The organism is Kitasatospora sp. NPDC001175 (assembly GCF_053598215.1).
This window is the reverse complement of record NZ_JBSFJU010000100.1, coordinates 1-19,360: the sequence shown is the minus strand read 5'-3', so window position 1 is coordinate 19,360 and position 19,360 is coordinate 1. Positions and strand designations below refer to the sequence as shown.

The window sequence follows — 19,360 nt, the reverse complement described above, 5'->3', positions numbered from 1 at the left end:
CTGATCACCCGTGGTGCGCTCACCACCTTCTCGATCGCCAACGACGTCGCCAAGTACTTCGCGATCATCCCCGCGATGTTCGCCGGCGTGTACCCGGGTCTGCACCACCTGAACATCATGGGGTTGCACAGCCCGACCTCGGCGATCACCTCGGCGATCATCTTCAACGCACTGATCATCGTGGCGCTGATCCCGCTCGCCCTGCGCGGCGTTCGCTACCGCCCCTCCTCGGCCTCCGATCTGCTCGCCCGCAACCTGAGGGTGTTCGGGCTCGGTGGTCTGGTGCTGCCGTTCGTCGGGATCAAGCTGATCGACCTGGTGGTGCAGTTCATTCCCGACCTGTGAGCCAACCCGCCCGAGGCGCCCTGGGGTTCGACACTCCCCGGAGCGGCAGCCGGTGGCGTGCCTGCGGCGCTTCGGAGCGGCCGTACCGAACGGTCAGGGCTGTCCGGCGGGCTCGCGCTGCGGGCTGCGGCCACTGGTCTTCGGCCGGAGCGCCGAGCTGTCCCCGCCGCCCGGTTGTGCGGTCGGGGTCTGCCGCGTCCGGGCTCCGGGCGGGCCGGCCAGGCGGGCCCAGGTGACCAGGACGAGCGGAAGTGCCAGGTAGCCGAACCGGCCCGCCGGGGCGAGCGAGAAGGCCAGCGTCAGGCCGAGGGCCAGCCGATCCGCGGCCGCGACCAGGGACGCGGGCGGGCGCAGGAACAGCGACACGGCGAGAACGGCACCACCGGCGGCCAGCATGGCGACGGCCGTGGACCACCCTGCCGGACCTGACCCGGCCAGCAGACGGCCCGGCAGCGGGCTGCCGGCCGGGGTCGGCACGGCGGCGCGGCCGGTGGGGAACGCCAGTACCTGCTCGGCCATCTCGTGCGGCGCGACGAGTGCCACCGGCAGCACCAGCGCCGCCGTGGCGGCCAGGCAGACAACGGCGCACCGGACCGCCGGCCGTCGGCCGTGCACGGCGGCGAGCAGTGCGAGCGCCACCGGGAGCGCAGGCCAGGCCGACCACTTGATCGAGCAGGCCAGCGCCAGTGCCAGTCCGGTCGCGACCGGACGTCCGCGCGCGGCGAGCGCCAGACCGAGACAGCACGCACCGGTCAGCGGCAGGTCCACCCCGCTGACGCAGAGCGGCAACGCCACCACCGGCGAGGCGACCAGCGCCACCAGTCCGGGACCGAACGGCGGCCGGCCGTCGACAGGTCGCCGACCCGCGGACCCTCCGGCTGCCACTCGCCCGCCCGGCAGCCGACCGGCGCCGGTCCGCCCGTGCGCCGTCTGCCGCCCGAATGGCGTCCGCCCGGAGTCCACCGCCTGCCCGAATCCCGTCCGGCCGCCCGCACTCCGCCGACGGCGCGGGCGCTGCACCAGCCGGCCGGCCACCAGACACCCCGTCAGTACGGCGGCGCACCACAGCCGAGCGTCCGCGAGCGGGGTCGCGCCCAGCAGTACACGGGGTAACCCGAGCAGGGCCACCCCCGGCAGGTAGGGGGTGAAGTCCTCCACCTGCCGCGGGTCCGGGTGGTACGGGCTGCCGCTGTGGATGAGCAGGTCCGCCGAGCGTTCGATGACCGAGACCTCGGACTGCCCCCGCCCGGTGGCGACCAGTACCGTCAGCGGCAGCAGCACCGCGCCGGCCAGCGCCACCAGCGCCGAAGCGGCGCGAGAGCGCGAACCGGGCGCCCAGGCCGCCACGGCGGCCGCCAGCAGATAGCCCATCGCCGCGAACAGGCCCCAGCGCCGGTGCGTCGCCAGCCCGGACAGCAGCGGGAAGGACCCGGCCCAGGCCGCCGAGAGCAGCCACCCGGCCGCCCAGAGGGCCGGAGTGTCCCGCCAGGTACCGTTGCGGCGGCCGGTCGGACCGGGAACGGTGTCGGTGCGTTTGAGTCGGTAAGTCGTCACCTGCTCATTGGACTGTCGAAGCCGACGGATGGTCAGGAGACCTGCCTTGAACATCGATGGTCGACTTTTCCCCACCCTCCCTGTCCCTTCCCGCTCCGGACGCGGCCGCCGTCACCCGCCCGGCCGTCGACTAGGGTCGAGTGGTCCGAGCGGCATCGACGGAGAGGGGGCCGCATGTCGGGAGAGCCGGCCGCCGAGCCGTCCGGGCTCGCGCTGTGGAACTCGCTGAGGTCGCGCCCGGTGCGCTTCCTGTGCTCGGGTTGGCCGTGGCGCTGCTGGGCCTACCTGCTGAGTGGCGCGCTGCTGGGTGCGGTCACCCTCGTGTCGGCCGCCTGACCCCGCGCGAGCGCGAAGTCCTCGCGCTGATGGTCGAGGGCTGCAACAACCAGTCCATCGCCCGCCAACTGGTCGTCACCGAGGCCGCCGTGGTCAAACACGCGGGCAGCATCTTCACCTTTGTTCTCCCAGGATGCCCCGGGCTTAAGGCTGGGGAGATGGGGGTCCCCCCGCCCGGAGGGTGGGGGAGGGTCCTTGGGTCGGAGCCGTGAAGCGGCGGAGTGATCTTCGGAGGTTTGGACGTGAGCTGTTGTCAGTGACCTTCGGTAGGTTGGCCGTGTGCACCTCCGGTACCCCTACCGCGTCTACCCGACGCTAGGTCAGCGTGCCGCGCTGGCCCGGACGTTCGGGTGTGCGCGGGTGGTGCACAACGACGCCCTTGCGGCGCGGAGGGAAGCCCGGAAGGCCGGGCAGCCGTACCCCAGGAGCACCGACCTGCAGAAGCTGGTGATCACGGAGGCGAAGAAGACCCCGGAGCGGGCGTGGCTCGCTTCGGTCGGTGTGGATCCGCTGATCCAGTCCCTGCGGGACCTGGACACGGCATACCGGAACTTCTTCGATTCCGTGTCCGGCAAGCGCGCCGGAAGGCCGGTTGGGCTCCCCGGATTCAAATCCCGCAAGGAGTGCGACACGAAGTCGCTGCCCATCAGTGGTTCTACAGGGAGAGAGGAATAGTCAACGACTGGGCCAGGTGGTTCACGGCCTCGATGAGAGGCATCAACGTGCACCACCTTACGTACCGCAGAAGGGCGGCAGCGACCTCCCAAGCAATCTGGAACTGATTCACACGCAATGTCACCGGCAAGTACACGCCGGAGACCGGAAGATGAGTTCCTGACTAGCGGGCAGAGACCTGCCCGAGCCGGATGCGGTGAAAGTCGCACGTCCGGTTCCTAGGGGGCCGGGGCACAGCAATGTGCCCCGGCTACCCGACCAACCGGCAGTCGCTTCGCTTCTCCCGCAACGGGTTCCGTATCCGCTCGAACGGGAAGCTGAACTTGGCGAAGATCGGCGACGTGCGGGTGAAGTGGTCCCGTTCCCTTCCGGCGGAACCGTCGTCCGTGACGATCGTGCTGGATCCGGCGGGCCGGTACCACGCTTCGTTCGTCGTGGACGTCGAACCCGAGCACATGCCGGAGGTCCCCTCAACAAGCTCGACCTCGACCCGGCCGACGGCAACCGACGCGTCCTCGCCCACCTGCGCGCGGACTCCGGGTAGCGGTCAGCCGCGGCCCTGGCCGAAACGCAGCTTCCACGGGGTGAGCGCGGATTCGAGCTGCACGCCGAGGCTCATCTTCGATGCGCCCTGCACCCGCTCCTCGAACCGGATCGGCACTTCGAGGATGGCCAGCCCGCGGCTGACCGTGCGGTAGTTCATCTCGACCTGGAAGGAGTAGCCGTTGGAGTGGACCGACGGCAGGTCGATCGCCCGCAGCGTGTCCGCCCGCCAGGCCTTGAACCCGGCGGTGGCGTCCCGGACCCGCAGTCGCAGGATCGCGTTGACGTAGAAGTTCGCCCAGGCCGAGAGGGCTTTGCGGGTCCAGGGCCAGTCCGCGGCCGTCGAGCCGCCCGGGACGTAGCGCGAGCCCAGGACCACGGCGGCATCCTGGGACAGCAGGGTGTCGATCATGGCCGGGATCGCCGAGACCGGGTGCGACAGGTCCGCGTCCATCTGGACCACCACGTCCGCGCCTTCGTCCAGTGCACGCGCCATGCCGGCGAGGTAGGCGCGCCCGAGTCCGTCCTTCGCGGTGCGGTGCAGCACGCCGACGGTGTCCGGCGACTCGGTGGCGAGCTTGTCGGCGACCTCGCCGGTGCCGTCGGGTGAGTTGTCGTCCACGACGAGCAGGTGCAGGTCGGGCACCGGCAGGTCCGCGAGCAGGGCGGCGAGGGCGGGCAGGTTCTCCCGCTCGTTGTACGTCGGGACGACGACGGTGACCTTGGGGGAGGAGACAGCCATGATCAGCCCTTCGGGTGCGGGAGGTCGTGGTGGTTTCGGCCGGGTCGCTCAGCCGGCGGTCGCGGACCACGGGTGGCGACGGCCGCGACGGCCGAGGGCGCTGCCCGTTCCCGGGGCCTGGCGGTCCCGGCGGCCCCGGAACGCGCCGGGGCAGCGGCGGACCGGGCCGTGGTGAGGGCTCACGCCGGGCTCACCCCGAGGCTCCGCAGCCCCACCGAGGCGACCTTCGCCATGGAACGCAGCTCGTGCTCCAGTACCTGGCGGCCCTTGCGCGTCAGCCGGACGGGCCGCTGGCGCCCCTGCTCCTCAGCGGCCTCGATCAGCTCCTTGGCCTCCAGGCGGGCAAGTGCCCCGTAGAGACTCCCGGGCCCCAGCCGCTCCCCGACCAGTTCCTCGATCGCCGTGTTGATGGCGTAGCCGTGCAGCGGTCCGTCGGCCAGCACGCACAGCACCAGCGTCTGGGCGTCGTTCGCCTGCATCCGCCGCGCCTCCTTTCCTTGCCCTCCGGCGCCACGCTACTACGCGCCTGGTACTACGCGCCAGGTAGTACGTGGCAAGTAGTACGCGCCGTGTACTCTGCCGTCATGCGTGACACGGCGGCCCCTTCACCTCCTTCGTCGGACCGGCCGCGCTGCGGATCCGGGCGGGGGCGCCGATGCGACGCGCCGGCTGGTGGCACTGCTCCAGGCCGACGGGATCCGCCCGGAACGGACCCCGGACGGTATCCGCACGGCCCCGAGCCGGGTCGAGCAGGTCGACCTGACGGTCCGGCGGGTCTTCGCCGCCTCGGCCGCCCTCGCCGGGGGCTTCGCCGTCACGGCGGGGCTGGCGGCCTCAATCCCGGTCTCCGGAGCGGGGGTTGACCACGAGCGGGGTGGACGAGCCCGCCCCGCCCGTTCAGTGCGGGATGGGCGGGGCGGCGGCGGGGAGGCCCTGCCGCAGGCGCTGCAGACCCTCGGCGATCCGGTCCCGGTCGATCGCGCCGAAGCCGAACACCAGCCCAGGCCGGGTCGGTTCCCCGGCGCTGAAGTCGGCGACGGTGTTCACCGCGACCCCCGCCCGCCGCGCGGAGGCGAGCACCGGTCCGAGGTCCACGCCGGGAGCGGTCCGCGCGCAGACGTGCAGTCCGGCGGCCGAGGGCACCGGCTCCAGCCAGGGGGCGAAGTCCCGGGCCAGAGTGGTGGTGAGCAGCGCGTGGCGGGCGGCGTACTCCCGGCCGGCTCGGCGGATGTGCCGTGCCAGCAGGCCCTCGTCGATGAAGCGGGCCAGTGCCGCCTGGGCGACCGGGTCGCCGTGCCAGTCGGACAGCTGCTTGGCACTGTGCAGCGCCGCTTGCAGCGAGGCCGGGGCGACCAGGAAGCCGAGGCGCAGCGCGGGCAGCAGGGTCTTGGAGTAGGAGCCCACGTAGACCACCCGGCCGCCGGGGTCCAGGCTCTGCAGGGGCTCCAACGGCCGCCCGGTGAAGCGGAACTCGCTGTCGTAGTCGTCCTCGACGACCACCGCGTCGTGCCGTTCGGCCCAGTCCAGCAGGGCGGCGCGGCGGGCCAGCGACATCGGGGTCCCCAGTGGGAACTGGTGCGAGGGAGTGGTGTAGACCAGTCGGGCCTCTCGGGGGAGGGCGTCCACCATCAGCCCCTCGGTGTCCACCGGTACGCCGACCACCCGCGCGCCCAGTGAGCCGAACAGCAGCCGCGCCGGCGGGTAGCCCGGGTCCTCGACGGCCACGCAGTCCCCGGGCTCGATCACCACCCGGCCGACGAGGTCCAGTGCCTGCTGCGCCCCCTGGGTCACCAGGACGTCCTCGGCCGTGGCCCGAACCGAGCGGGAGAGGCCGACATGGCGGGCGATGGCCGCGCGCAGGTCGGCGTGGCCCTCGGGCGGCCCGTAGTCGGCCCGGCCGAGCCCGCTCGGCCGCAGCTCGTCGGTGATCAGCCGCCGCCAGGTCCGGAAGGGGAACAGTCGCCCGTCGGGCGTGCCCACGCGGAAGTCGTAGGTGGGTTCCGGGGATTGCCCCCGGGCGGCCGGCACGGACTGCCAGACCCGCCTCGGCTGTGCCCCGGGGCCGGCCGGCGCACGGCGGGCGGCCAGCGTGCCGACGGACTGCCCGGACACGAAGGTGCCCGACCCCGCCCGGCCCTGGAGGAAGCCCTCCGCGGCCAGCCGCTCGTAGGCCGAGGCCACGGTGTTGCGGGACACTCCGAGCCGGCGGGCCAGCTCCCGGCTGGGCGGCAGCCGTTCGCCGGGGCGCAGCCGTCCGTCCAGCACCGCGTCCAGCAGCTGCCGGTAGATCCGGGCGGCCCGGTCGCCCCGTCCGCCGAGGGTGACATGCACATCCACAATTGGCCCAATCAGATCGATCCGAATTGGAGCTTAGCCAAGGCCAGTTGGTCACGTAGCGTCTCCTCGGACACTCAAGGAGCAGGAGATTCGTACATGACGACTGTCGAGACGACCGTTGAGACGACGGCCGTGGACATGTGGTTCGACCCGGTGTGCCCGTGGGCGTGGATCGGCTCGCGCTGGCTGCTGGAGGTGGAGCAGGTCCGTCAGGTCCGCAGCCGGTTCCGGGTGTTCGGCCTCGCCGCGCACAACGACGGCCGCGAGGTGGACGACTGGTACCGCCAGTGGCTCGCCGAACGGCGGGGCCCGGCCAGGGTGGTGCTGGCCGCCGAACGCGCGCACGGCAGCGAGGTGCTGCGGGACCTGTACACCGCCCTCGGCAACCGGATCCACCTCGAGAAGGCCCCCATCGGCCGAGAGCTGTACCTGGCCGCGCTGGAGGAGGCGGGCCTGCCCGCCGGACTCGCCGACGCCGCCGACGACGCCGGGCTCGACCCGGTCCTGCTGGCCGGCAACCGGGCGGCCCTCGACCCCATCGGCGAGGACCTCGGCGTGCCCGCGATCCACATCGCCGGTCCCGACGGCTCGGTCAATGCGTTCTTCGGTCCGGTGGTGAGCCCGATCCCCCGCGGTGAGGCGGCCGGGCGGCTGTGGGACGGCATACTGCTCGTCACGGAGGCCGAGGGGTTCTTCGAACTCAAGCGCGGCCGCACATGCGGGCCGATCGTCGACTGACGCGCGCCGGCCGCCTCGTCCGCCCCCCCCGGGGGGGGCGGTGGCCGCCGTGACCGCCATGGACAGTCGAGAGATTTGTCCGATTAGGGCACTTATGCAGCATTGTGTCAGTGAATATGGCAATCCATCAGATCTTCACTGGATGTCCATGTGATGCGCATGATACGAACTTGTGTCTTCCGGGTCGATCTGCCTAGCGTTCAGGCTGTTCGCACCTGCGGACCCTGCCGCCGGGACGCCGAGTCCTGTCCACCGGTCGGCCGGACGTCGAGCAGTGCACCGGGCAGGAGCGGGGGAACCAGGTAGTTTGCCGCGCCCTGCTCGACCCGTTCGCGGGCGAGACGAGCGCGGCTAGGGGTGAAGCCGCCGTGTGCGGCCGGGCTACCTCACGGCCCGAACCCGACAGCTCACCTCGCAGGCGTCGCAGAGGGACGCCCCATGCTGACTTCAGGTACCGGCCGGCATCGCCGCGCGCGCCGGAGGCACACCCCGCGGCTGGCCGCCACCGCCGGGATCGCCGGCGCCGGCCTCATGCTGCCGCTGCTGAGCGCGAGCGGAGCCTCCGCCGCGCCCGGCTCCCACACCTACGCGAGCCATGCCGGGTGGCAGGAGCACCACCAGTACCGGCACCAGAACGACTCCGATCAGCACCACCACCAGGCCGGCCCGCACGCCGCGCGGCCCTCCGCTCCGGCCTCGGCCGAAGCCTCGCACGCCTCGCCGTCGCCGTCCGCCCCGGCCTCCCACGCCTCGGAATCCGCGACCGCGCGCCCAGGCGGCGAGTCCCAGGGCTCCCACTCCGTGCGGCCCTCCGCTCCGACTTCGGCCCCGGCGTCGCACACGTCCGCGCCGTCGTCCCCGGCCGCCTCTCCGTCCGCCCCGGCCACGCACGCCCCCGCCCCCGCGGCCACCACCCCGGCCGCGCAGACCGGTTCGAGCTCGGACGCCGTGCAGCAGGTGCTCGGCCTGATCAACCAGGCGCGGGCCGCCCAGGGTCTGCCGGCCTACACCATCACGGCAGGGCTGACCAGCAGCTCCGAGGCCCACAACCAGACGATGGCCGGCGGCTGCGGCATGTCCCACCAGTGCCCGGGCGAGGCCGAGTTGGGTGCACGGGTGACGGCCGCGGGCGTCCAGTGGAACGCCGTCGGGGAGAACATAGGCTACGGCAACGGGGTCTCCACCTCGGCCCAGGACATCGCCGCAATGGCGGTCAGTCTGACCCAGGACATGCTGAACGAGACGCCGCCGGACGACGGCCACCGCAAGAACATCCTCAGCAGCGAGTTCACCCACATCGGCATCGCCGTCTACCGGGATGCCAGTGGAACCGTCTGGCTCACCCAGGACTTCTCCAACTGACCCGTCCGTCAAGGACGTAGGCCGAGGTCGACCCGCCCCCCCGGGGGGCGGGTCGGGCGCCTCCGCCTCGCGGGCGCCAGGCCCGTGGGGCGGAGCGCGCACGGCGGAACCTCGCACGGTCGGGCGGGTCGGCGGTCGCCGGCCCCTCGGCGACGACCCCGATAGCCAAGTGGGGATATTTCCTCAAATATTTGTCGATGTACCGTCATTTCAGTGCGAGGGGGTGGTTAGCGGCCCGGCCCGGGTGGGCAGAATGCATCCGGTTCGTGCTCGTACGCTCCCCGCGTGCGCTGCGCGCCCACTCACGCCGTACGTCCGCCGTCCAGTACCACCGCACGCCGAGCCGCGCCGCCGCGCACTGCACCACCCCGCCGTGCGCGGGCGCCGCTTGCACCGCTCGCGCCGCGCGATCCGCACCGCACCACCCGCTGAACAGCGTGGGGCTCGACGCCGTGAGCTCCGCCGGCCGAAGGGGGAATCGAGATGCCGCTACCGGTTGGCAGAGCCGCTGTGCTGGGAGGCAGCCTGGCCGGACTGCTGCACGCCTGGGTCCTCGCCGAGGCGGGCTGGCGGGTGACCGTGGTGGAGCGCGACCGTCGGCCGGGCAAGGCCGAGTTCGCCGGGGGAGTCCCGCAGGCCCGGCAGGCGCACCTGCTGATGCCGGCCGGCCTGTACGCCATCGAGCGGCTGCTGCCGGGCACGACCGAGCTGCTCACCGGTGAGGGCGCGCAGCGCTTCGGCCTGGCCACCGACATCCGCTGGCTCACGCCGGCCGGCTGGCTGGACTCCTTCTCGCCCCGGCACACCATCGTGAGCTTCACCCGCCCGTTGATCGACTGGGCGCTGCGTCACCAGGTCCTCCTCCACCCGGGCGTCGAGGCGCGGGATGGCGTCGAGGCGGTCGGACTCGCCGTCGCCGGAACGCGGATCGCCGGAATCCGCTGCCGTGAGCGCGGAACCCGCGACCGCACCGAGTCGGTGCTGCCCGCTGAGGTGGTGGTCGACGCCACCGGCCGGACCTCCCGGGCCCCGCACTGGCTGACCGAACTCGGGCTCGGCGCACCGGAGGAGAGCGTGGTGGACGGCGGTGTCGGCTACTGCACCGGGCTGTTCCGCCGGGCCGGGGCGGACCTGGCTGGCGGCCGTGCGATGTACCTGCAGCCCAGGCCCGGCCGCAATCCCCGGTTCGGGATCCTGGTCCCGGTGGAGGGTGATCGCTGGATGGTGACGGTCGGCGGGATGCGCGGCTTCACCCCGCCCACCGATCCCGATGGATTCCTCTCCTTCGCACGGGAGTTGAGCGTCCCGGAGTTCTACGAGGTGGTCCGGGGACTGGAGCCGGTAGCCCCGATCCACGGCTTCCGTCCGCCGCCCAGCCGGCGGCGGCACTACGAGCGCCTGGCCGACCTCCCCGAGGGGCTGCTCGTGGTCGGTGACGCGGCCTGCACCTTCAATCCGATCTACGGGCAGGGCATGTCCGTGGCGGCCCGGTCCGCGCTGGTGCTGCGCGAACTGCTCCCGGCCGGCGCCCGTCCGGCACGCGGGCCGGGCGCGGCAGGAAGAACAGGTGTCGCACTCCCGGTGGACTCCCGGAGGATCCAGCGCGCGGTGTCCCGCGAGGCGGGGGCGGCCTGGCAGATGGCCTCCTCGGAGGACCTGCGCTACGAAACCACCGTCGGCGGCCGCAGGAATCCGCTGCTGAAGCTCCAGCACGCCTATATGGACCGGGTGTTGAGTGCCGCCCTGAGCCACCGGGCCGCACAGGGCGCCTTCATCGACGCCCTCTCGCTGACCGCACCGCCGAGCGGGCTCTTCACACCCGCGGTGCTCTGGCAGGCCGCCCTGCACGGCGGTTCGAGGGGCCGGCGCGCCGAATCCCGATCTCGGAGCGGGCGGTAAATCGGCTCATTGATACCGGAGTTGCGCGGGGTGGCACCGGGGTTCCCGTTCGGACCGAGAGGAACGGTCAAAATTCGGTAAATGTGTTCGGCGCGCCCTTCCGGTGGGTCTACGCTTGACGAGGTTTGAAAAGGCACCTCGTTCGGTGAGGCGTCTTCACGGACACAGGCCACTGATCCCAACCGTCGAGAGACGCTCCGGATCAGGACAGATCCTCCCGACCTAAGGGTTGATCCCAAGTGGCTTCCGACCTGCGGGCCGGATCACGCCGTGGAGTGCCAAAGCTCTGACGAGTTGGGGTGAGCCGGCCGCTGAGGCTGGTCCGCTCCTTGCCGTGTCGATACGACGCACCGCTGCGTCCCGGCCGGAAGGAGGCGAGAGACATGGATTCGAGTTGCAGTAGTCCGGGCCATAAACGGGCCCATAACCGCATGTCCTCGTTCTCCATCGGCACGCGGTAACAACCCCCTCCACGAGAATTTCTGACATACCGTCGGCTCAGTGCGGCGCCATGCCCTCATTTCCTTATGACCTCATGGCGTTATTTCGCCATGGGCTGCCGCGGTATGCCCTGGTGGCGGGGATTGCTGCTGCGCGCCGCCCGAACTCTCCCCCTGAACCGGGGGGCAAGGGAGGTTCGCCATGACCGACACCACCATGACCCCACCGACGATCCCGGCGCCGCGCGCCGCGGTCCTCGACGACGCCCACATCGGCGACATCCAGGGCGCCCTGGGCACCATCAGCCTCAGCGACACCGCGCCGCGGCAGGGCCTCTCCGCCAAGCTCAAGACGCTGCTGGCGATCGTCGGCCCCGGCCTGATCGTGATGGTCGGCGACAACGACGCCGGAGCGTTCTCCACCTACGGCAGCGCCGGCCAGAACTACGGCACCCACCTGCTGTGGACCCTGCTGCTGCTGGTTCCCGTGCTCTACGTCAACCAGGAGATGGTGCTCAGGCTGGGTGCGGTCACCGGTGTCGGCCATGCCCGCCTCATCCTCGAGCGCTTCGGCAGGTTCTGGGGCGCGTTCAGCGTGATCGATCTTTTCCTGCTCAACGCGCTGACGTTGGTGACGGAGTTCATCGGGGTCACGCTGGCGGCGGGCTACCTCGGCCTGCCGAAGGTCGCCTCGGTGGTCCTGGCCGCCGCGGTCATCATCGCCTCCGCCTTCACCGGGTCGTTCCGCCGCTTCGAGCGGATCGCGGTCGCGCTGTGCGTCGGCTCGCTGCTGCTGGTGCCGATCTACTTCATGGTCCACCCGAAGACCTCGCAGATGGCGCACGACTTCTTCGTCCCCGGCATGCCGGGCGGCGGTGGCGAGTTGGCCACCGTGATGCTGCTGATCATCAGTATCGTCGGCACCACGGTCGCCCCCTGGCAGCTCTTCTTCCAGCAGTCGTACGTCATCGACAAGCGGATCACCCCGCGCTTCATGAAGTACGAGAAGGTCGACCTGTGGATCGGCATCGTCATCGTGGTCGTCGGCGCCGCGGCGATGATGGGCTTCACCGCCGCCGCGTTCGCCGGCACCGACGGCGCCGGCCAGTTCACCGACGCGGCGGGCGTGGCCAAGGGACTGGAGGAGCACGCGGGCAAGCTGGTCGCCGTGCTGTTCGCGATCGCCCTGCTGGACGCCTCGATCATCGGCGCCTTCGCGGTCTCCCTCTCCACGGCCTACGCCATCGGCGACGTCTTCGGCATCAAGCACTCGCTGCACCGCGGGGTCGGCGGCGCCAAGGGCTTCTACGCCGTCTACGCGGGTCTGGTCGCGGCCGCCGCCGTCATCGTCCTGGTCGCGAGCGACGGCACGCTGGGCCTGCTCACCCAGGGCGTCCAGGTCCTGGCCGGTGTGCTGCTGCCCTCCGCCTCGGTCTTCCTGCTGCTGCTGTGCAACGACAAGGAGGCCCTGGGCCCCTGGGTGAACGGTCCCAGGACCAACGCCTTCACCTCCGCCGTGATCGGCGTCCTGGTCACCCTGTCCGTCATCCTGACCGCCTCCGTCCTGTGGCCGGACATCAGCTCCGGGGCGATCCTCGACATCATGGCCGGCTGCGGTGTCCTCGGGGTGCTGGCCGCCGGGTACTCCTTCACCCGCCGGCGCACCGCCACCAAGGAGGATGAGATCGACCGCACCGGGCGCGAGAACTGGCGGATGCCCCCGCTGGAGACCCTGGCCAAGCCGAAGGTCTCCACCGCGTACAAGATCGGCATGGGCGCGCTGCGCACCTACCTGCTGGTCGCGATGATCCTGGTCGTCGTGAAGCTCATCGAGGTGGCCCTCTCCCGCTGACCCCGGCGGTGACGGCCGGCCGCGCCTGGAGGCCACCCGGCGTCCGGCCGGCTGAGCCGTCCGCCGACCGCCCCGGGGCCGAGCTTCGATCCGAACCCGTACTCGTACCGCCAAGGAGGCCGACATGGTCGTGCGCTACCCACGGCTGAACGTCATCTTCTCGGACCACCACACCACACGCCACCAACCCGCGCCGCCCGCCGCCCACGGGCAGCCCGCGCACTCCCCGCTGGTGGTCGACCAGGCGCTCCGGACCGCCACCGTCGAAGGGCGCTGCCTGGAGCTGACCTACCTGGAGTTCGAACTCCTCGCGCACCTGGTGGCGAACCCGCTGCGGGTGCACTCGCGCGGCCAGCTGATGGAAGCCGTCTGGGAGCGGCCCGACAACGGCGACACGCGCACCATCAGCACCCACATCGCCCGGCTGCGCCGCAAGCTCGGTCCGGGCCACCGCGCCAGCATCGCCACCGTCCGCCAGGTCGGGTACAAGTACGACCCGAGTCTGGCGGTCGTGGCGGCCTGACGCTTAGTCAACTGCGTTCATTAGCCGATGAGGAGGTGTCATCGATGCACACCCTGGCCATGACCGACTTCGTTCTCCGGCTGGCCACAGGTGTCGCCTGCGGCGCGCTCATCGGCGTCGAACGCCAGTGGCGGGCTCGGATGGCGGGCCTGCGCACCAATGCGCTGGTCGCCGCCGGTGCGACCCTGTTCGTGCTGTACAGCGAGGCCGTCGGCGACAGCGGCAGCCCGACCAGGGTCGCCTCCTACGTCGTCTCCGGCATCGGCTTCCTCGGCGGTGGCGTCATCCTGCGCGACGGCGCGGGGGTGCGCGGACTCAACACGGCCGCCACCCTGTGGTGTTCGGCCGCCGTCGGCGTGCTCGCCGCCTCCGGGCGGTACGACCTGGCGGTCCTCGGGTCGCTGGCCGTGCTCGGGGTGCACCTGGTGCTGCGTCCGGCGGGCCGGCTGCTCGACCGGGCGCCGCTCGCCGGGACCGACCCCGACACCACCGTGCGCGCCACCGTCCACCTGGAGTGCGAGCGGAAGGCGGAGACGCAGATCCGCGCGCTGCTGCTACAGGCCTTCGCGGCCTCGGGGCTGGCGCCGATCGCGCTGCGTGCCCACCGTGAGCACGGCGAGGTCACCGCGGTACGGGCGACCGTGGCGGTCACGGGCGACGTCACCTCCGCCCTGGAACAGGTCGTCTCCCGGCTCTCGCTCGAACCCGCCGTGCGCGACCTGCACTGGCACCTGGAGGGCGGCAGCGCCGGCGCGGACGAGGAAGCCCTCGCCTGAACCCCCTCGCCCGATCCCCTCGCCGGGGTCGCCGGTCCCGGGCGGCGGTTCCGGCCCGTACCGCTGGTGACCGGGGACCGGGGACCGGTGCGAGACTTGAATGCGGAGGCACTCCCATGAGGCCGCTCATCAGCTCCCGGGCCACGCCGCCCCGAGGCAACCGCCCGCACATCCGGTACCTCCACCCCCGTACACGGGAGGGGGCGGCGGTGCTGTGCGCACTCGCCCTGCTGCTGGTCGAGGTGATCGTGCTCGGTCTGGTCCCGAGCCACGCCCGGCCGCTGATCGGCACCCTGCTGCTCGGGGCCTGGGTCATCCCGTTCGTGCTGGTCGCGGCGGTGCTGCGCGGCCGGCGCTCGGCCGCCCGAAGGGCCGGCCGCCCCACCTGGCCCGTCCCGCCGCCGGGTGGCCAGTGGTACGGCGAGGACGCTCTGGAGGGCTACCCGTCCGAGGAGGTCGCCCGCCTGCTCCCGGCCTCGGCCGATCCCGGGCAGAACCGGCTGCAGACAGCCTGGGTGCTGGCCAGCCACGGCCACGATGCCGCCTGGATCGCCCACCACCTCGACCTCCCCGCCGATCTGGCCCACCTCCTCGCCGACACCGCCGCCCACCGGGCCACGGCACACAGGGCGTGACAGGCCTGCCACCGGTCGCGGGCGTCCCCGCGCAACCGGGCGCAACAGGGGCTGAAGGGGCGTCAAGGAGCCGTCAGGGATGCGTCAGAGGGGGCGAACCGTCCTTGCCCGGACGATCCGAGGTCGACTTGAATGCGGGTATGACCTGCTCGACGCGCCACCACGACCGCCCGCCGCATCCGCGGGCGGAGGCTGCAGTCGCGGTCTTCGCCGCGGTCCGGTAGCGCTTCCTCCCCGCGAAGTCCGCTCCGGTCGCGCCGTGGGCGGGCTCCCGGTGCTGTGGCCGGGGCCCGCCCTGGTTCAGTCACCCTGCGCACCGCCGTACGCGCGGGGCGGCATGGTCCCCGAGGGCAGTGGATCACGGTGATCGGCCTCGACCCTGGGCTGTGCGCCACCGCCCTGCCGCCCCTGTACGGGCGGGTGGGCGCACCCGCCGGCGGAGGGCACGGCCGCGGTGGTCCGACTCTGCCTGCCGGAGGTAGAGTTGGTGGACGGTGAGTACCACGAGGGCGGTGGCGTCGCACCGACCGCCCTGGCCGCGCACGAGGAACGCTCCCGTCGCCGGCTGTCCGGGCTCGCCGACCGGTTGGTGAGCGGCGTCTGAGAGTCCGCCATGCCTGACGGCGCGTCAGGAAGCCTCCATCATCGCGGAATGCCGTCGCGCGTTCGCCATCTCCCGTTGCAGAACGCCGGAAGGGGAACTGGCATGTCCAAGCGCGCCCGGAAGCAGAAGGCCCGTAAGAAGAAGAGGGCGAACCACGGCCGCCGTCCCAATCAGTAGGCCCGATCAGTAGGTTCGGTCAGCAGGCCGCCACCGCGGTAGGTCCTCGCTCCGCTCTCGGTCATTCCACCCGGCCCCGGGAGGCCGTCCGTCCCCGCCTCGAACAGCGCGGACGGGCCGTCTCCCGGGGCCTTCGCCGTTCCCGGAGCGCGTTGCGGCACGGTCCGGCCAAGGTCAGGTCTCAGGTGTGTGAAGCACGCATCAAGGCTGCGTCAATGTTTTCGATACGCCCGTATGGACGGCGTCAGGGGCGCGCAAACGGCGCTCGGTGGCTGGTTTGCTCCTGGTGCCGGCCTCCCGCCGGCGTCGTGAGGGGCTTCCGGGGCGCCTGCGACCTCAATCCCTGAACCACTTTGGTGGAACCCATGCCCGATCTCATCTACGTCGGCGTCACGGTTGCCGTGTTCGTCGTCCTGGCCCTGATCGCGAAGGGGGTGGAGAGGCTGTGAGTGCCGAGAACATCGCAGGTCTCGTCGTCGCCGTCGCGCTGGTCGGCTACCTCGTCGTGGCGCTGATCTACCCGGAGAAGTTCTGACATGAGTTCTACGCTCGCGGGCTGGTTGCAGGCCATCGCCCTGGTCGGCGCCCTGGCCTTGTGCTACCGCCCCCTTGGCGACTACATCGCCAAGCTCCTCACCACCGCCAAGCACCTCAGAGTCGAACGCGGCCTCTACCGCGTGATCGGCGTGGACGGCGACGCCGACCAGCGCTGGCCGGTCTACCTGCGTTCGGTGCTGGCGTTCTCCGCCGTCTCGGTGCTCTTCCTCTACCTGCTCCAGCGGATCCAGGACAAGCTCCTGCTGAGCCTGGGCGACAAGGCGGTCGAGCCGCACACGGCGTTCAACACCGCCGTCTCCTTCGTCACCAACACCAACTGGCAGTCCTACGGCGGCGAGTCCACCATGGGCCACGTCGTGCAGATGGCCGGTCTGGCGGTGCAGAACTTCGTCTCGGCCGCCGTCGGCATCGCCATCGTGGCCGCGCTGATCCGGGGCTTCACCCGCAGCAAGACCGACCGCGTCGGCAACTTCTGGGTGGACCTCACCCGGATCTCGCTGCGCCTGCTGCTGCCGCTCTCGATCGTCTTCGCCGTGGTCCTGGCGGCGAACGGCGTGATCCAGAACTTCCACGGCTTCCACGACATCGCCACCCTCGGCGGCGACACCCAGTCGATCCCGGGCGGCCCGGTGGCATCCCAGGAGGTCATCAAGGAACTGGGCACCAACGGCGGCGGCTTCTTCAACGCCAACTCCGCGCACCCCTTCGAGAACCCCAACGGCTTCACCAACTGGCTGGAGATCTTCCTGCTGCTGGTGATCTCCTTCGCCCTGCCGCGCACCTTCGGCAAGATGGTCGGCGACAACCGCCAGGGCTACGCGATCGTCGCGGTGATGGGCCTGTTCTGGGTCGCCTCCGCCGCGCTGATGACCCTCGCCGAGCAGCACCACGGCGGTGCCGCGCTGCAGGCGGCCGGCGGTGCGATGGAGGGCAAGGAGCAGCGCTTCGGCATCGCGGCCTCCAGCCTGTTCGCGGCCTCCACCACGCTGACCTCCACCGGTGCGGTCGACGCGGCGCACGACTCGCTCACCCCGTTCGGCGGCGGCCTCACCATCTTCAACATGATGCTCGGCGAGATCGCCCCCGGCGGTACCGGTTCGGGTCTGTACGGCATGCTGATCCTGGCCGTCGTGGCGGTCTTCGTCGCCGGCCTGATGGTCGGCCGCACCCCCGAGTACCTGGGCAAGAAGCTCGGCGGGCGGGAGATGAAGTTCGCCTCCCTGTACATCCTCACCACCCCGGCCCTGGTGCTGATCGGCACCGGTGTCGCGATGGCGCTGCCGGGTGAGCGGGCCGGGATGCTGAACTCCGGTGCGCACGGCTTCTCCGAGGTCCTGTACGCGTTCACCTCGGCCAGCAACAACAACGGTTCGGCGTTCGGCGGTATCACCGTGAACACCGAGTGGTACGACACCGCGCTGGGTCTGGCGATGCTGTTCGGCCGCTTCCTGCCGATGATCTTCGTCCTGGCGCTGGCCGGCTCGCTCGCCCAGCAGCAGCCCGTTCCCGCCACCCCGGGCACCCTGCCCACCCACAAGCCGCTGTTCGTGGGCCTGCTGTCGGGCGTCGTCCTGATCGTCGTCGGCCTCACCTACTTCCCGGCCCTGGCTCTCGGGCCGATCGCGGAAGGTCTCCACTGATGTCGTCCACCCTTACCCCCGCTCCGGCCGATCAGGCCGACACGACCGAGGCAGCCGCCGCTCCGCACAGAGTCTCGGCCGGCCTGCTCGACCCCAAGCTGATCGTCTCCTCGCTGCCCGACGCGGTGAAGAAGCTCGACCCCCGGGTGATGGTCAAGAACCCGGTGATGTTCGTGGTCGAGGTCGGCTCGGTGGTCACCACCGTCTCCGCGATCGCCCACCCGTCGGTCTTCGCCTGGGCCATCACGGTCTGGTTGTGGCTGACCACCGTCTTCGCCAACCTGGCCGAGGCCGTCGCCGAGGGCCGCGGCAAGGCGCAGGCCGACACCCTGCGCAAAGCCAAGACCGAGAGCGTCGCCCGCCGACTGGTCAACTGGCCCGCCAGCGACCAGGAGGAGGAGGTGCCCGGCACGGCACTCCAGCTCGGTGACCACGTGGTGGTCGAGGCCGGGCAGATCATCCCGGGCGACGGCGACGTCGTCGAGGGTGTGGCGAGCGTGGACGAGTCGGCGATCACCGGTGAGTCCGCGCCCGTCATCCGCGAGTCCGGCGGTGACCGCAGCGCCGTGACCGGCGGCACCAAGGTGCTGTCCGACCGGATCGTGGTGAAGATCGCCACTGAGCCCGGCAAGTCGTTCATCGACCGGATGATCGCGCTGGTCGAGGGCGCCGCCCGGCAGAAGACGCCGAACGAGATCGCGCTGAACATCCTGCTGGCGTCCCTGACGATCGTCTTCCTGATCGCCGTGGTCACCCTGCAGCCGATGGCGACCTTCGCGGGCGCCCCGCAGACGATGATCGTCCTGGTCGCGCTGATCGTGGCACTGATCCCGACCACCATCGGCGCGCTGCTCTCCGCGATCGGTATCGCCGGTATGGACCGGCTGGTGCAGCGCAACGTGCTGGCGATGTCCGGCCGCGCGGTCGAGGCCGCCGGTGACGTCAACACCCTGCTGCTGGACAAGACCGGCACCATCACCTACGGCAACCGCCAGGCAGCCGAGTTCCAGCCGGCCCAGGGCGTGACCGAGGCGGAGCTGGCGGACGCCGCCCAGCTCTCCTCCCTCGCGGACGAGACCCCCGAGGGCCGCTCGATCGTGGTCCTGGCCAAGAACGAGTACGGTCTTCGGGCCCGCGCCCAGGGCGAGCTCACCCACGCCACCTGGGTCCCGTTCACCGCCCAGACCCGCATGTCGGGTGTGGACCTGGACGAGGCGGAGGGCGTGCACTCGGTCCGCAAGGGTGCGGCCGGGTCGGTCATCAAGTGGGTGACCGAGAACGGCGGCACGGTCGGCGACGACATCGCCCAGCTGGTCGACGGCATCTCCGCCGCCGGTGGCACCCCGCTGGTGGTCGCCTCCCGGATCGGGGAGGCCAACCCCCGCGCGCTCGGCGTCATCTACCTCAAGGACGTCGTCAAGGACGGCATGAGGGAGCGCTTCGACGAGCTCCGCCGGATGGGCATCAAGACCATCATGATCACGGGTGACAACCCGCTGACCGCCAGGGCGATCGCGGACGAGGCCGGCGTGGACGACTTCCTCGCCGAGGCCACCCCCGAGGACAAGATGGCCCTGATCAAGAAGGAGCAGGAGGGCGGCAAGCTGGTCGCGATGACCGGCGA

19 protein-coding genes, 2 pseudogenes and 2 riboswitches are annotated in these 19,360 nt (G+C 71.4%); of the genes and pseudogenes, 16 read left to right on the top strand and 5 right to left on the bottom strand.

The window, feature by feature from the left end; genetic code table 11:
• Positions 1-345: pseudogene (locus tag ACWDAK_RS37435) on the top strand (potassium-transporting ATPase subunit B); the annotation flags it as partial.
• 93 nt (positions 346-438) lie between these two features.
• Here the strand turns inward: ACWDAK_RS37435 and ACWDAK_RS37430 are convergent.
• The gene (locus tag ACWDAK_RS37430) at positions 439-1,899 is read right to left on the bottom strand and encodes a hypothetical protein (RefSeq protein WP_427394399.1); all 1,461 of its coding nucleotides are present in this window, start codon (positions 1,897-1,899) and stop codon (positions 439-441) included.
• 174 nt (positions 1,900-2,073) lie between these two features.
• On the opposite strand from ACWDAK_RS37430, the gene ACWDAK_RS37425 reads away from it, so the two are divergent.
• The 4 genes and pseudogenes from ACWDAK_RS37425 (at position 2,074) to ACWDAK_RS37410 (ending at position 3,073) form a co-directional block, all read left to right on the top strand.
• Positions 2,074-2,235, top strand: coding sequence for a hypothetical protein (locus tag ACWDAK_RS37425; RefSeq protein ID WP_344636563.1), 162 nt, complete (start codon positions 2,074-2,076; stop codon positions 2,233-2,235).
• A pseudogene (locus tag ACWDAK_RS37420) lies at positions 2,229-2,447 on the top strand (response regulator transcription factor); the annotation flags it as partial. The gene ACWDAK_RS37425 and the pseudogene ACWDAK_RS37420, both read left to right, overlap by 7 nt.
• A gap of 67 nt (positions 2,448-2,514) precedes the next feature.
• On the top strand, positions 2,515-2,910 hold the full coding sequence (locus ACWDAK_RS37415) for a helix-turn-helix domain-containing protein (RefSeq protein ID WP_427394398.1): 396 nt from the start codon (positions 2,515-2,517) through the stop codon (positions 2,908-2,910).
• Positions 2,885-3,073 (top strand): HNH endonuclease, encoded by a 189-nt coding sequence (locus tag ACWDAK_RS37410; RefSeq protein WP_427394397.1) that lies wholly within the window; start codon positions 2,885-2,887, stop codon positions 3,071-3,073. The genes ACWDAK_RS37415 and ACWDAK_RS37410 overlap by 26 nt, the downstream gene beginning before the upstream one ends.
• 87 nt (positions 3,074-3,160) lie before the next feature.
• Here ACWDAK_RS37410 and ACWDAK_RS37405 read toward each other — a convergent pair whose 3' ends face one another.
• The 4 genes from ACWDAK_RS37405 to pdxR all read right to left on the bottom strand — a co-directional run bounded on the left by ACWDAK_RS37405 (position 3,161) and on the right by pdxR (position 6,526).
• Positions 3,161-3,433: a hypothetical protein gene (locus ACWDAK_RS37405; protein WP_344636393.1), complete on the bottom strand. Its 273-nt coding sequence runs from the start codon at positions 3,431-3,433 to the stop codon at positions 3,161-3,163.
• Between the two features lie 24 nt (positions 3,434-3,457).
• Positions 3,458-4,195 (bottom strand): polyprenol monophosphomannose synthase, encoded by a 738-nt coding sequence (locus ACWDAK_RS37400; protein ID WP_344636392.1) that lies wholly within the window; start codon positions 4,193-4,195, stop codon positions 3,458-3,460.
• Between the two features lie 179 nt (positions 4,196-4,374).
• Positions 4,375-4,674 (bottom strand): PadR family transcriptional regulator, encoded by a 300-nt coding sequence (locus ACWDAK_RS37395; RefSeq protein WP_344636391.1) that lies wholly within the window; start codon positions 4,672-4,674, stop codon positions 4,375-4,377.
• A gap of 418 nt (positions 4,675-5,092) precedes the next feature.
• On the bottom strand, positions 5,093-6,526 hold the full coding sequence (gene pdxR / locus ACWDAK_RS37390; protein ID WP_427394396.1) for a MocR-like pyridoxine biosynthesis transcription factor PdxR: 1,434 nt from the start codon (positions 6,524-6,526) through the stop codon (positions 5,093-5,095).
• Positions 6,527-6,628: 102 nt separating this feature from the next.
• Between pdxR and ACWDAK_RS37385 the strand changes: the two genes are divergently transcribed.
• The 11 genes from ACWDAK_RS37385 to kdpB form a co-directional block, all read left to right on the top strand.
• Positions 6,629-7,270: a DsbA family protein gene (locus ACWDAK_RS37385; protein ID WP_344636389.1), complete on the top strand. Its 642-nt coding sequence runs from the start codon at positions 6,629-6,631 to the stop codon at positions 7,268-7,270.
• A 303-nt stretch (positions 7,271-7,573) separates the two neighbouring features.
• Positions 7,574-7,706: riboswitch (cyclic di-AMP (ydaO/yuaA leader) on the top strand.
• A 2-nt stretch (positions 7,707-7,708) separates the two neighbouring features.
• Positions 7,709-8,632, top strand: a complete 924-nt coding sequence (locus ACWDAK_RS37380; protein WP_427394395.1) for a CAP domain-containing protein — start codon at positions 7,709-7,711, stop codon at positions 8,630-8,632.
• A gap of 483 nt (positions 8,633-9,115) precedes the next feature.
• Positions 9,116-10,531, top strand: a complete 1,416-nt coding sequence (locus ACWDAK_RS37375) for an NAD(P)/FAD-dependent oxidoreductase (protein WP_344636387.1) — start codon at positions 9,116-9,118, stop codon at positions 10,529-10,531.
• A 130-nt stretch (positions 10,532-10,661) separates the two neighbouring features.
• Positions 10,662-10,837, top strand: a riboswitch (M-box (ykoK) riboswitch).
• 336 nt (positions 10,838-11,173) lie between these two features.
• Positions 11,174-12,823 carry an NRAMP family divalent metal transporter gene (locus ACWDAK_RS37370; RefSeq protein WP_344636386.1) on the top strand — a complete coding sequence of 550 codons (1,650 nt, stop codon included), beginning with the start codon at positions 11,174-11,176 and terminating at the stop codon, positions 12,821-12,823.
• A 124-nt stretch (positions 12,824-12,947) separates the two neighbouring features.
• Entirely contained in the window at positions 12,948-13,346 is a 399-nt protein-coding gene (locus tag ACWDAK_RS37365) for a winged helix-turn-helix domain-containing protein (protein ID WP_427394394.1), read from the top strand.
• Between the two features lie 44 nt (positions 13,347-13,390).
• Entirely contained in the window at positions 13,391-14,122 is a 732-nt protein-coding gene (locus ACWDAK_RS37360; protein WP_427394393.1) for an MgtC/SapB family protein, read from the top strand.
• Between the two features lie 116 nt (positions 14,123-14,238).
• Positions 14,239-14,757 (top strand): hypothetical protein, encoded by a 519-nt coding sequence (locus ACWDAK_RS37355; protein WP_427394392.1) that lies wholly within the window; start codon positions 14,239-14,241, stop codon positions 14,755-14,757.
• A 613-nt stretch (positions 14,758-15,370) separates the two neighbouring features.
• Positions 15,371-15,538: a 50S ribosomal protein bL37 gene (locus ACWDAK_RS37350; RefSeq protein ID WP_425557600.1), complete on the top strand. Its 168-nt coding sequence runs from the start codon at positions 15,371-15,373 to the stop codon at positions 15,536-15,538.
• 445 nt (positions 15,539-15,983) lie between these two features.
• Positions 15,984-16,073, top strand: coding sequence for a K(+)-transporting ATPase subunit F (kdpF, locus tag ACWDAK_RS37345; protein WP_266275987.1), 90 nt, complete (start codon positions 15,984-15,986; stop codon positions 16,071-16,073).
• 1 nt (position 16,074) lies between these two features.
• Complete coding sequence (kdpA, locus tag ACWDAK_RS37340; protein ID WP_344636384.1) at positions 16,075-17,736, top strand: potassium-transporting ATPase subunit KdpA; 1,662 nt, start codon at positions 16,075-16,077, stop codon at positions 17,734-17,736.
• Positions 17,736-19,360 (top strand): potassium-transporting ATPase subunit KdpB (kdpB, locus tag ACWDAK_RS37335; RefSeq protein WP_449806545.1); only part of this gene is annotated, 1,625 nt, incomplete at its 3' end. The genes kdpA and kdpB, both read left to right, overlap by 1 nt.